This window comes from Streptomyces sp. NPDC001787 (assembly GCF_040297465.1).
In the GTDB taxonomy this organism is placed as follows: domain Bacteria; phylum Actinomycetota; class Actinomycetes; order Streptomycetales; family Streptomycetaceae; genus Streptomyces.
Map to the genome: position 1 here is coordinate 1 of NZ_JBEOZE010000061.1, position 11,840 is coordinate 11,840.

Consider the following 11,840-nt stretch of genomic DNA (forward strand, 5'->3'; position numbering starts at 1 on the left):
GATTCCCGGTCGAAGCGGGTCAAACTTTTTTCGCTTTCCAGTTCTTCGCTTTCGCGTTTCCCTTTCCGGCGAGTCCGACTCTATCAGATCCTTTCAGGCCTGATTCCCAGTCAGCGGGGCTTGTCTTCCCGGCCGTTGGGCCGTTCCGACGAGTGAGACTTTAGCGGAATCCTGGGCTCCGACGCTAATCGGGGTGCGTTCCTTCGAACGCGGATTCCTCATTTCGCGAATGCGCACGAAAAGCAGCGCGACACGGAGTCGCTCGCTTGTCGTGGTTACTGCGGAATGGCTGTCCGGGGACCGACCGGGGTCGGCGCTCACGTCGGACAACTCGGAGCACACTACGGATCCGGGGTAGGTGTGTCAACCCCGGGCCTGGGGGGCGACTCCTGGAAGGCCAGGCGGTAGGCGCGGGGGCTGGTGGAGAGGTGGGCGGCGAAGTGCTGGCGCATGGTGATCTCGCTGCCGAAGCCCGTGCGGCGGGCCACCTCGGGGAGGGGGTGGTCAGTGCGTTCCAGGAGCTTCTGAGCTGCGGCGATGCGCTGGGTGATCAGCCAGCGCAGCGGGGTCGTGCCCGTGGTGGCCTGGAAATGGCGGGCGAAGGAGCGCGGGGACATGCCGGCGCGGGCGGCGAGGGTGGCGACCGAGTGCGGTTCGGCCAGACGGGTCAGGGCGTACGCGCGTACCGAGGCGAGGGCGTCGGCGTCGCGGTCCTCGTGCGGGGTGGGGTGCTCGATGAACTGTGCCTGGGTTCCGGTGCGGAACGGGGCGGTGACCATCGACCGGGCGATCGCCGCCGCCGCTTCGGCGCCGTGGGTCGTGCGGACGAGGTGGAGACAGAGGTCGATTCCGGCCGCGGTGCCCGCGGACGTCCAGAGGTTGTCGTCGTGGAGGAACAGGGCGTCCGGGACGACGGTGACATGGGGGTGGTGGATACGCAGGAGACCGGTGAGGTTCCAGTGGGTGACTGCCCGGCGGCCGTCGAGCAGCCCCGCCTGCGCGAGGGTGAACGCTCCCCCGCAGAGGGCGGCGATCGGTGTGCCGCTGCCATGGGCCCGTCGCAGTGCTGCGAGGACCGGCGCCGGGGCCGGGGTCAGATGGTCGTCCAGACCGGGGATCACGATCAGGTCCGCCCGGGAAAGCCAGGCCAGGGTGCGGTCGGGGGTCAGGCTGAGACCGCCGCGCAGGGGGATCGGGGCCGGGTCGGCGGCGGAGCGGCGCAGGTCGAAGGCGGGGACCCCGCGGTCGGTGCGGTCCACTCCCCATACCTCCGTGATGACGGAGACGTCGAAGGCCCGGATGCCGGGGAACGCCACGAGTGCGATGCGCATCGTGGCAGTAAACCATCGGTCGATGGCTTTCGTACGCCTGGGCGATGAGGGCCGGGCGGTGGAGGATCGATGGCATGGAGATCACGGAGAACGCGGCGCTGGTTGTGGTGGACGTCCAGGAGGGGTTCGAGGAGGAGGCGTACTGGGGTGCCCGGAACAACCCGGACGCGGACCGGAACATCGCGGAGCTGATCGACGCGTGGCAGGCGAGCGGGCGGCCCGTCGTCTTCGTACGGCACGACTCGGACAAGCCCGGTTCGCCGCTGCGGCCCGGGTACCCGGGCAACGACTTCAAGCCGTATGTGGAGGAGCGGCGCGGGAAGGGGCGCGGGGGTGAGCTGTTCGTGGCGAAGTCGGTGAACTCCGCCTTCTACGGGACGCCCGATCTGGACGCCTGGCTGCGGGAGGCCGGGGTGCGGCAGATCGTGGTGGCCGGGATCCAGACCAATATGTGCGCGGAGACCACGGCGCGGATGGCCGGGAACCTGGGGTACGGGGTGTTCTTCGCGCTCGACGCCACGTACACCTTCGACGGGGTCGGGCCCTGGGGGTGGACGCTCGGCGCGGAGGAGCTGGCGCGGGCCACCGCCGTGTCGTTGCACGGCGGTGGGTTCGCACAGGTCGTGGAGAGCCAGGAGCTGGTGGCCGCGGTGGCGGTCTGACGGGCGGGCCCGCGCCGACGGGCCGGTGTCCCTTCGGCTGTCAGCCGTTGCCGGAGGCCAGCTCGCGGCTGCGGTCGCGGGCCGCCTCCAGTGCGGCGATGAGCGCGGCGCGCACTCCGTGGTTCTCCAGTTCACGGATGGCGCTGATGGTGGTGCCGGCCGGGCTGGTGACGGCCTCGCGGAGCTTGACCGGGTGTTCGCCGCTGTCGCGGAGCATGACCGCGGCGCCGATGGCGGCCTGGACGATGAGGTCGTGGGCCTGGGCGCGGGGCAGGCCGAGGAGGATGCCCGCGTCGGTCATCGCCTCGACGAGGAAGTAGAAGTACGCCGGTCCGGAGCCGGAGAGCGCGGTGGCCGCGTCCTGCTGGGACTCCGGGACCCGGAGGGTCTTGCCGACGCCGCCGAAGATCTCCTCGGCGGTGGTGAGGTGCGCGGTGGTGGCGTGGCTGCCGGCCGAGATGACGGACATGCCCTCGTCGACCAGGACGGGGGTGTTGGGCATGACGCGGACCACGGGGGTGTCCGCGGTCAGGCGGTCCTCGATGAACGCGGTCGTGATGCCCGCGGCGGCGCTGATCACCAGCCGGTCGGCGGTGATGTGGGGGGTCAGTTCGTCCAGGAGCCTGCCCATGTCCTGGGGCTTGACCGCGAGGATGAGGATGTCGGCGCTCTTGGCGGCTTCGGCGTTGGTGACGGACTCGACTCCGTATCGCGTGCGGAGCTCCTCCGCGCGCTCGGAGCGACGGGTGGTCACCAGCAGGTCGGCGGGGCGCCAGCCCGCCCGGATCATGCCGCTGAGCAGGGCCTCGCCGATCTTGCCGGTGCCGAGGACTGCGACTGTCTGGGTCATGCGTTCACCCTCCGGGCGGTGCTCTGTGCTGGTCGGTCGTCCTCGTCATCCTTGCACCGGTGGTTCAGGCCGTGCGGCGGCGGAGGGTGGCCGCGCCCAGACAGAGCACGAGGAGCGCGCAGCCCGCGACGACGGCGATGTCGCGGACGAAGTCCGCGGTGATGTCCGTGTGGCGCAGGACCTGGTTCATGCCGTCGACGGCGTACGACATGGGCAGTACGCCGGAGATCGCTTCGAGCACGGGGTGCATCCGGTCGCGCGGGGTGAACAGGCCGCAGAGCAGGAGCTGCGGGAAGATCACCGCCGGCATGAACTGGACCGCCTGGAATTCGGAGGCCGCGAACGCCGAGACGAACAGGCCGAGCGCCGTCCCCAGGAGCGCGTCGAGCAGCGCGACCAGGAGCAGCAGCCACGGTGAGCCGATGACGTCCAGGCCCAGCACCCCGACGGAGAGCGCGGTGGCCAGCACGGACTGGGCGACGGCCACGGCGCCGAACGCGAGGGCGTAGCCCGCGATCAGGTCGCCCTTGCCGAGCGGCATGGCGAGGAGGCGTTCGAGGGTGCCCGAGGTGCGTTCGCGCAGGGTGGCGATCGAGGTCACCAGGAACATCGTGATGAGCGGGAAGATGCCGAGCAGCGAGGCGCCGATGGAGTCGAAGGTCCGCGGGCTGCCGTCGAAGACGTACCGGAGCAGCGTGATCATCAGGACCGGGACGAGCAGCAGCAGGGCGACGGTGCGCGGGTCGTGACGGAGCTGGCGCAGGACCCGGGCGGCGGTGGCGGTCGTACGGGCCGGGGTCAGGAAGCGGGAGGGGGCCGCGGGGTGGAGGGGTTCCGCGGGGCGGGTGGGTGTCGCGGGGCCGCCGGGGAGCGCGGAGCGGTCGGGGGTCATGGGGTGGCCTCCCCGCCGGGGGCGGTCGCGGCGGCTGCGGCTGCCTGGTCGACCAGGTGGAGGAAGGCTTCCCCGACGGTCTCCGAGCCGGTGCGGCGGCGCAGGTCCTCGGGTGTGCCCGCGGCGAGGATCCCGCCCTCGCGCATCAGCAGCAGACGGTGGCAGCGTTCGGCCTCGTCCATGACGTGGGAGGAGACCAGGAGCGTGGTGCCCCGGTCGGCGGCGAGGGTGTGGAAGAGGTTCCACAGGTCGCGGCGGAGTACGGGGTCGAGTCCGACTGTCGGTTCGTCGAGTACCAGGAGTTCGGGCGTGCCCAGCAGGGCGGCGGCGAGGGAGACGCGGCTCAGCTGGCCGCCGGAGAGGGTGCCGGCCAGGGCGTCGGTACGGGCGGTGAGGTCGACGTCCCGGATGGCCCGGGTGACGGCTTCCCGCCGGGTTTCGCGCCGGGCGCGGCCGGGCTGGAGGACGGCCGCGAAGTAGTCGAGGTTCTGCCGGACGGTGAGGTCGGTGTACACGGACGGCGCCTGGGTGACGTACCCGATACGGGGGCGCAGCGCGGGGTGGCCCGCGGGGAGCCCGAGGACGTCGAGCGTGCCGGTGGCCTTGGCCTGGGTGCCGACCACGGCGCGCATCAGTGTGGATTTGCCGCAGCCGGAGGGGCCGAGAAGGCCGGTGATCCTGCCGGGTTCGACCGTGAAGCCGAGGTCGCGCAGAACGGTGCGGTCGCCTCGTACGACGGTGAGGGAGCGGGCTTCCACGGCGGGGGGAGCGTGAGCCGGCGCGCGAGCCGGTGCCGGTTGCGTGGTCGGCGGGGGTTGCGTGGTCGGTGCCGGTTCCGCAGTCGGTGCCGGGTCCGGCTCCTCGCCCCGCTCGCAATTCGCCATGTGTTGAATTTTGGGTCCGGCGGATCTCCCCCGTCAAGGCATCGCACGGGGAGTCGCGGAGGAGTCAGCGGTTCCTGGGCCGCTTGCCCTTGGCCGTCCTGCGGGCCGCCGGGTTCCCGGTGCGCGACGAGCGGCGCTTCGCGTACTGGGCGGCTGCGGTCTCGTACTCCGTGCGCCGGAGCTTCTCGCCGGGCGCCTCCAGCAGCGAGCGGAAGAAATAAGCCAGCAGCGAGCCGATGAAACCGATCGACTTCAGGCCGCGGAGATTGTCCTCGCGGCCCGGGTCCGCCGGGCGGGAGCCGAAGCCCTCCCAGGTCTTGCGGAAGGCGATGGCGCTGCAGATGCCGAACATCAGGATGACCAGCATCCCGACGAAGCTGCCGACCTCCGCGATCTCCAGGCCCTGGTAGGCGAAGCGCAGTACGAAGCAGGCGGCGACCGCCGCGGCGAGCGAACCGGCCGCGACACCGACGCGCCGCAGCCCGTAACCCCCGTCGTGGTCGACCCAGGTCGTACCGAAGAAACGGATGGGCTCGGGCTGCGGGCCGGATGCTTCAGTGTTCTCGCTCACGGGGTCGATTATCCCCGGGCGGCCGGTTTCAGTCGCAGCGCGGCGCGACGTAGCCGTCGCTGCCGGTGTGGACGTAGGCGTCCGCGACGAACTGTCCGTTGGCGATGTTGTCCCAGAGGTTCGACGTGCCGTACGGGCCGGTGACCCGCTCCCCCGGCTTCTGGCAGTAGATCGGGACCTTCATCCCGTACGGAAGGGTCCGGACGATCCGGTAGTTGGTCCCCGGTCCCACCCGGACGTTGACGCGGTAGCCCGGTGCGATCGGGTACTTGGCCAGATCGTCGGAGGCCGCCTCTACGGAGGCCGCTCCGTCCGTGTCGACCGCCTCTTCCACCACCGTGTCCACGGCCGTATCCGCGGTGGCCGTGCTCTGCTCTTCAACGCCCATGAGGGCCTCCCCCGTCGAGAAACGATGACTACGACGCGCAGGCTAACAAGCCCCACGCCGCTCGTACGCACCATCGACTAGGCTCCGTGCGTCGCGCTTGCGGACGAACACACGGGGGTGGGCGATGCCGCCGCTGCGAGAGACCGGAGCCAATCCGGAAGCGGAGCATCCGGAGTACGCCGGAACGTACCGGCTGGAGGCATGTCTCGGATCGGGCGGCATGGGTGTCGTGCATCTGGCGCGCTCCGCCTCGGGGCTCCAGCTGGCGGTCAAGGTGGTGCACGGGCCGTATGCGGCGGACCCCGAGTTCCGGGCGCGTTTCCGGCAGGAGGTGGCGGCGGCGCGCCGGGTGAGCGGGGCGTTCACCGCGCCGGTCGTCGACGCCGATCCGACAGCCGGACGCCCGTGGATGGCCACCCTCTACGTACCCGGCCCCACCCTCGCCGAGCAGGTGAAGCGGAACGGGCCCCTGGCCCCCGCAGAGCTGCGCAGGCTGACCGCCGGGCTCGCCGAGGCCCTGCGCGACATCCACCGGGCCGGGGTCATCCACCGCGATCTCAAGCCGAGCAACGTCCTGCTCTCGGATTCCGGGCCCAAGGTCATCGACTTCGGGATCTCCCGGCCGTACGACAGCGATCTGCGCACCGAGACCGGCAAGCTGATCGGTTCGCCCCCTTATATGGCGCCCGAACAGTTCCAGCGGCCTCGCGAGGTCGGCCCCGCCGCCGATGTGTTCGCGCTGGGGGCCGTGCTGGTCCACGCGGCGACGGGCAGCGGTCCCTTCGACTCGGACAGCCCGTACATCGTGGCGTACCAGGTGGTGCACGACGAGGCGGATCTCGCCGGGGTGCCCGGTGATCTCGCGCCGCTGGTCGGCCGGTGCCTGGCCAAGGACCCGGCCGAACGGCCCACGCCGGACGAGATCATGGCGGCGCTGCACCCTCCGTCGTACGAGGCCGCCGCGTTCATACCCGCGCAGCGCCGGCCGGTGACCGTGGCGGCGGACGACGGGCCCACGACGCATGTACGGGCCGTGCCACCGGCCGTCGTACGGCGCCGGCCGCGCGGCCGGCTCGTGGCGGCGGCCGTCGCGCTGCTCGTGCTGGTGACCGGGGCGGGTGTGGCCGCGTCGGAGCTGTGGGGCGGCGCCACCGGACCGAGGACGCCGGAGGCCGGGAGGAAGGCCGCGTTCGCACCGTGGCACACCCCGCTGCGGACCGCCGGAAGCGCCACCCCCGTCTGCTCCGCGGACGGGAGCGGCCCGGCCGCTGGTTCCGAAGCCTCGGCGGGCTCGGGCATCTACTGCGCGGCGGCCGGGGCCGGCACCGCGCGCCTGGACCCGGTGGACGGCCGCGTGCTCTGGTCGGACCCGGCCGCCGCAGCGGGGGGCGCGACGCGGAGAACCGCCTGGCCGCCCGTGGTCTCGGGCGGTCTCGTGCACAGCGCGGACGCGGGCGGGACCCTGCGTACGTACGACCCGGCCGAGGGCACGCCGGTCCGGGACACGGACGTCTCCGCGTACCCGGACGCCCCGTTCGCGGCGGGTGACACGCTGCTGCTGGTCGCGGACGACGGCACGGTGAAGGCGCTGGACGGCGCGACCGGGAAGGCCCGCTGGGAGCACCCGGTCCGCGGGCACACGCGCCCCGACTTCGCCGCCTACGACACGGCGTCCGGGCTGGCCTACGCCTTCGAGCACTCGCCCTCCGGCTCGACCACCCTCGTCACCGCCCTCGACGGCGCGAAGGGGAGGACGGCGTGGCAGCGGCGGCTGGACGGGATGCTCACTCCGGCCGGCAGCGCTGACGGTTCGCTCGTCCTGACGGCGATGAACGGGGACTCGGAGACCGTGGCGCTCGTCCGCTACGACCCCGACGCACGCGCCCTGGCCCGGATCGAGCTGCCCTTCCGGCTGAACGATCCGCAGGTGGTACTGGGCGGCGGTACCGCGTATCTCCTCGCCCGGGGAGGAACGCTGCTCGCCATCGACACGGAATCGCGGACGGAACCCGAACGGTGGCGGCTGGAGACGGGCGTCGGCCGGGCCTCGGCGCCCGTCCTCGGGCCGGGCGAACAGCTGTACTTCTCCGCGGCGGACGGGCGGCTGCTGGCCGTCGACACCGGGCGGGGAGCGCTGGCGGGGCAGACCCCCGCCCGGCTGCGGGAAGGCAGGCTCACCTACGCGTCGGCCCTGCCCGCACCCGTGGTGGCGGGGCGGATCGTGGTGGGTACGGCCCCTGACGGGTCGGTGTTCGCCGTCGACGGTCGGGACCCGCGGAGCTGGTGACGGGGCGGGACCCGCGGAGCCGGTGGCGGAGGGCAGAACCCGCAGAGCCGGTGACGGAGGCGGACCCGCACGCGTATGTGACCGGGACGCCCGCCCCGTATGTGTCCGGGACGCCCGCCGGTGTGCGTGGCCCGGTCCCCGGACACGTACAGAGGCCCGCTGCCACGCGCAGGTGCGTGGCAGCGGGCCTCTGTGGGGTGCTGCCGGGCCGGTCCTCGGGTCAGCCGAGCTTGGAGACGTCGCGCACGGCGCCCCGGTCCGCGCTCGTCGCCATCGCCGCGTACGCCCGCAGCGCCGCCGAGACCTTGCGCTCGCGGTTCTTCGGGGCGTAGACGCCGTTCAGCGCCTCGCGGCGGACGGTCAGCTCGGCGTCGTCGACGAGGAGCTCGATGGACCGGTTCGGGATGTCGATACGGATGCGGTCGCCGTCCTCGACGAGCGCGATCGCGCCGCCCGATGCCGCCTCCGGCGACGCGTGGCCGATCGACAGGCCCGACGTACCGCCGGAGAAGCGGCCGTCGGTGACCAGCGCACAGCTCTTGCCGAGGCCGCGCCCCTTGAGGAACGAGGTCGGGTAGAGCATCTCCTGCATGCCGGGGCCGCCGCGCGGGCCCTCGTAGCGGATGACGACGACGTCGCCCTCCTTGATCTCCTTGCGGAGGATCTTGTCGACGGCCTCTTCCTGCGACTCGCAGACGACCGCCGGGCCCTCGAAGGTCCAGATCGACTCATCGACGCCGGCCGTCTTCACGACACAGCCGTCCACGGCGAGGTTGCCCTTGAGGACCGCGAGGCCGCCGTCCTTGGAGTACGCGTGCTCCAGGTCGCGGATGCAGCCGCCCGCGGCGTCCAGGTCGAGGGTGTCCCAGCGCTCGGACTGGGAGAAGGCGGTCGCGGACCGGACGCAGCCGGGGGCGGCGTGCCACAGCTCGACGGCTTCCGGCGACGGGGAGCCGCCGCGCACGTCCCAGTTCTTCAGCCACTCCGCGAGGGTGTCGGAGTGCACCGAGTGCACCTCCTCGTTGAGCAGGCCCGCGCGGTGGAGCTCGCCGAGGAGAGCGGGGATGCCGCCCGCCCGGTGGACGTCCTCCATGTAGTACGTACCGCCGGGGGCCACGTTCGGAGCGACCTTCGACAGGCAGGGGACGCGGCGCGAGACCTCGTTGATGTCGTCGAGGTCATAGGCCAGCTCCGCCTCCTGGGCGGCGGCGAGCAGGTGCAGGATCGTGTTGGTCGAGCCGCCCATCGCGATGTCCAGCGCCATCGCGTTGTCGAACGCGGCGCGGGTGCCGATCGCGCGGGGCAGGACCGTCTCGTCGTCCTGCTCGTAATAACGCTTGGTGATCTCCACGACCGTGCGGCCTGCCTCCTCGTACAGCGCCTTGCGGGCGGTGTGCGTGGCGAGGACGGAGCCGTTGCCGGGGAGGGAGAGGCCGAGGACCTCGGTCAGACAGTTCATCGAGTTGGCGGTGAACATGCCGGAGCAGCTGCCGCAGGTGGGGCAGGCGTTCTCCTCGATACGGAGGATGTCCTCGTCGGAGATGCTCTCGTCGACGGCGTCGCTGATCGCGTTGACCAGGTCGAGCTTGCGGACCGTGCCGTCGACGAGCGTCGCCTTGCCGGCCTCCATCGGGCCGCCGGAGACGAAGACCGTCGGGATGTTGAGGCGCATGGCGGCCATCAGCATGCCGGGCGTGATCTTGTCGCAGTTGGAGATGCAGATCAGCGCGTCGGCGCAGTGCGCCTCGACCATGTACTCGACGGAGTCGGCGATCAGGTCGCGCGACGGGAGGCTGTAGAGCATCCCGTTGTGGCCCATCGCGATGCCGTCGTCCACGGCGATGGTGTTGAACTCGCGGGGCACGGCGCCCGCGGCCTTGATCGCCTCGGAGACGATCCGGCCGACCGGGGCGAGGTGGGTATGGCCGGGGACGAACTCGGTGAACGAGTTGGCCACCGCGATGATCGGCTTGCCGATGTCCTCGCTCGCTACGCCCGACGCCCGCATAAGGGCGCGGGCGCCCGCCATGTTGCGGCCGTGGGTGACAGTGCGGGACCTCAGCTGCGGCATCGCGCTCGCTCCTTCGACAGAAAAGACTGTCTCCGAGCGTACGCCTCGGCTCCAAGATCTGGACACGATGTCCGGATCCTGGGATGTGATTCTCACGGCGGACGGGTCCCTGGAGGGGGTCAGGCCTCCGTGAAATATCTCTGCAGGGTCGGCGCCACCATCCCGATGATCTTCTCCGGGTCCGCCGAGGCCAGCGGCTCCGCCTTGATCACGTAACGCAGGATCGCGATGCCGACCATGTGCGAGGCGGCCAGCTCCGCCCGGAAGGTCGGATCGGGTACGTCCAGTTCCGCCGCGATCCGCTCCAGCAGCCGTCGCAGGACGAAGCCGCGCAGGATGCCCGCCGCCGCCTCATGGGTGAGCGCCGAGCGGATGACCGCCAGGAGCGGGGCCCGGGTGGCCGGGTTCTCCCATACGGAGATGAAGTAGCGGGCCAGCCGTTCGCCCAGACCGTCCACCGGGCCGCCGAGCAGCGAGGGGATGACCAGCGCGGGCTCGAAGGAGACCTCGATGGCGGCGGCGAAGACCTCGTCCTTGGTGCCGAAGTAGTGGTGGACCAGCGCGGCGTCGACATCCGCCGCCCTGGCGATGCCCCGGATCGACGTCTTGTCGTAGCCGCGCTCGGCGAACTCCGTACGGGCCGCTTCGAGGATGCGGGTACGGGCGTCGGGGCCGGTCGCCCCGGCCGTGCGGGAGGGGCGGCCTCGGCGGCGGGGGGCGGTTTCCGGCTTCTCGGGCTTCTCGGGTTCCGTGGGCTTCTCGGGCTTCGTCGGCTTCTTCTGTGCCTTCGGCTTCTCGGGTGTGTCCGGTGTCGCTGGTGTACCTGGTGTACCTGGTGTCGTGGGTGTACCTGGCGTTTCGGGCGTCGCTGGTGTCCTGGCCGTCACGTGCGGGGGGCCTGCGCGGACGACGCCAGGTGGAGGCGGGTGAACGCGAGCGCCTCCGCGAGGTCGGCCTCGCGTTCGGCGGAGGACATGGCGCGGCGGGTGTTCACCTCGATGACGACATGGCCGTCGAACGCGGTACGGGCCAGCCGCTCCAGCAGCTCCGCGCAGGGCTGGTCGCCCCGGCCCGGGACCAGGTGCTCGTCCTTGTTGGAGCCCTTGCCGTCGGCGAGGTGGACATGGGCCAGCCGGTCGCCCATCCGGTCCACCATCGCCAGCCCGTCGGTGCGGGCGGTCGCGGTGTGCGAGAGGTCCACCGTGAAGTGGCGGTAGTCGTCGTTCGTGACGTCCCAGTCGGGGGCGTACGCGAGCATCTCCCGGTCCCGGTAGCGCCACGGGTACATGTTCTCGACGGCGAACCGCACATCGGTCTCGTCCGCCATGCGCCAGATGCCGGTCACGAAGTCGCGGGCGTAGTTGCGCTGCCAACGGAACGGCGGGTGGACGACGACGGTCGACGCGCCCAGCTTCTCGGCGGCTGCCCTGGCCCGCTGGAGCTTCACCCAGGGATCGGTGGACCAGACCCGCTGGGTGATGAGGAGACAGGGCGCGTGCACGGCGAGGATCGGGACCTGGTGATAGTCCGAGAGCCTGCGCAGCGCCTCGATGTCCTGGCTGACCGGGTCGGTCCAGACCATGACCTCGACCCCGTCGTACCCCAGGCGCGCGGCGATCTCGAAGGCCGTCGCGGTCGACTCCGGATAGACCGAGGCCGTCGACAGGGCGACCTTCGCATCGGGGATGCGCACCACTGGTTCTGCCACTTGGACAGCGTACGGGCAGTGGTACGCCCCGCCGAGGGTCACCGGCGGAAAGTGACCAGGGCCATGAGGTGGACGGGGCCCCGGCCGGGCGCCGGTAAGGCTGTCGTTCGACGCTACGGAGGCCGCCGCTCCGTCCTCAACGAGGTGGCGGAAAATTGCGGAACTTCACCCCAGGGCGTCGATCGCGTCCTCGATG

General features: G+C 71.6%; 11 protein-coding genes. 2 read left to right on the forward strand and 9 right to left on the reverse strand.

All coding sequences use genetic code 11. The features are described from left to right. Window positions 1–341 precede the first annotated feature (341 nt). Window positions 342–1,331 (reverse strand): GlxA family transcriptional regulator, encoded by a 990-nt coding sequence (locus ABT170_RS40225; protein ID WP_329943016.1) that lies wholly within the window; start codon window positions 1,329–1,331, stop codon window positions 342–344. A gap of 74 nt (window positions 1,332–1,405) precedes the next feature. Here ABT170_RS40225 and ABT170_RS40230 point away from each other — a divergent pair, with 74 nt between their 5' ends. Beyond that, window positions 1,406–1,993, forward strand: coding sequence for a cysteine hydrolase family protein (locus ABT170_RS40230; protein WP_329943015.1), 588 nt, complete (start codon window positions 1,406–1,408; stop codon window positions 1,991–1,993). Between the two features lie 40 nt (window positions 1,994–2,033). Here ABT170_RS40230 and proC read toward each other — a convergent pair whose 3' ends face one another. The 5 genes from proC to ABT170_RS40255 all read right to left on the reverse strand — a co-directional run bounded on the left by proC (window position 2,034) and on the right by ABT170_RS40255 (window position 5,578). After that, entirely contained in the window at window positions 2,034–2,843 is an 810-nt protein-coding gene (gene proC / locus ABT170_RS40235; protein WP_329943014.1) for a pyrroline-5-carboxylate reductase, read from the reverse strand. Window positions 2,844–2,907: 64 nt separating this feature from the next. Continuing rightward, a complete protein-coding gene (locus tag ABT170_RS40240) occupies window positions 2,908–3,735 on the reverse strand; it encodes an ABC transporter permease (protein ID WP_351876155.1) in 828 nt (275 codons plus the stop codon). Further along, window positions 3,732–4,619: an ABC transporter ATP-binding protein gene (locus ABT170_RS40245; protein WP_351876158.1), complete on the reverse strand. Its 888-nt coding sequence runs from the start codon at window positions 4,617–4,619 to the stop codon at window positions 3,732–3,734. The genes ABT170_RS40240 and ABT170_RS40245 overlap by 4 nt, the downstream gene beginning before the upstream one ends. A 64-nt stretch (window positions 4,620–4,683) precedes the next feature. Further along, on the reverse strand, window positions 4,684–5,199 hold the full coding sequence (locus ABT170_RS40250; protein WP_351876168.1) for a hypothetical protein: 516 nt from the start codon (window positions 5,197–5,199) through the stop codon (window positions 4,684–4,686). A 19-nt stretch (window positions 5,200–5,218) separates the two neighbouring features. Continuing rightward, window positions 5,219–5,578 (reverse strand): SH3 domain-containing protein, encoded by a 360-nt coding sequence (locus ABT170_RS40255; protein ID WP_329943011.1) that lies wholly within the window; start codon window positions 5,576–5,578, stop codon window positions 5,219–5,221. A 124-nt stretch (window positions 5,579–5,702) separates the two neighbouring features. Between ABT170_RS40255 and ABT170_RS40260 the strand changes: the two genes are divergently transcribed. Further along, complete coding sequence (locus ABT170_RS40260; protein WP_351876161.1) at window positions 5,703–7,865, forward strand: serine/threonine-protein kinase; 2,163 nt, start codon at window positions 5,703–5,705, stop codon at window positions 7,863–7,865. A gap of 220 nt (window positions 7,866–8,085) precedes the next feature. Here ABT170_RS40260 and ilvD read toward each other — a convergent pair whose 3' ends face one another. The 3 genes from ilvD to ABT170_RS40275 form a co-directional block, all read right to left on the reverse strand. Next, window positions 8,086–9,936: a dihydroxy-acid dehydratase gene (ilvD, locus tag ABT170_RS40265; RefSeq protein WP_329943009.1), complete on the reverse strand. Its 1,851-nt coding sequence runs from the start codon at window positions 9,934–9,936 to the stop codon at window positions 8,086–8,088. 119 nt (window positions 9,937–10,055) lie between these two features. Continuing rightward, window positions 10,056–10,823 (reverse strand): TetR/AcrR family transcriptional regulator, encoded by a 768-nt coding sequence (locus ABT170_RS40270; protein WP_351876165.1) that lies wholly within the window; start codon window positions 10,821–10,823, stop codon window positions 10,056–10,058. Beyond that, window positions 10,820–11,629: a sugar phosphate isomerase/epimerase family protein gene (locus tag ABT170_RS40275; protein ID WP_329943037.1), complete on the reverse strand. Its 810-nt coding sequence runs from the start codon at window positions 11,627–11,629 to the stop codon at window positions 10,820–10,822. Before ABT170_RS40275 ends, ABT170_RS40270 begins: the two co-directional genes overlap by 4 nt. Between the last annotated feature and the right edge of the window lie 211 nt (window positions 11,630–11,840).

Excerpts from the sequence above, each read along its gene's own strand:
- ABT170_RS40230 (WP_329943015.1), top strand. The coding sequence starts at position 1,406 with ATGGAGATCACGGAGAACGCGGCGCTGGTTGTGGTGGACGTCCAGGAG.
- ABT170_RS40245 (WP_351876158.1), bottom strand. The coding sequence starts at position 4,619 with ATGGCGAATTGCGAGCGGGGCGAGGAGCCGGACCCGGCACCGACTGCG.
- ilvD (WP_329943009.1), bottom strand. The coding sequence starts at position 9,936 with ATGCCGCAGCTGAGGTCCCGCACTGTCACCCACGGCCGCAACATGGCG.
- ABT170_RS40240 (WP_351876155.1), bottom strand. The coding sequence starts at position 3,735 with ATGACCCCCGACCGCTCCGCGCTCCCCGGCGGCCCCGCGACACCCACC.
- proC (WP_329943014.1), bottom strand. The coding sequence starts at position 2,843 with ATGACCCAGACAGTCGCAGTCCTCGGCACCGGCAAGATCGGCGAGGCC.
- ABT170_RS40225 (WP_329943016.1), bottom strand. The coding sequence starts at position 1,331 with ATGCGCATCGCACTCGTGGCGTTCCCCGGCATCCGGGCCTTCGACGTC.
- ABT170_RS40260 (WP_351876161.1), top strand. The coding sequence starts at position 5,703 with ATGCCGCCGCTGCGAGAGACCGGAGCCAATCCGGAAGCGGAGCATCCG.
- ABT170_RS40255 (WP_329943011.1), bottom strand. The coding sequence starts at position 5,578 with ATGGGCGTTGAAGAGCAGAGCACGGCCACCGCGGATACGGCCGTGGAC.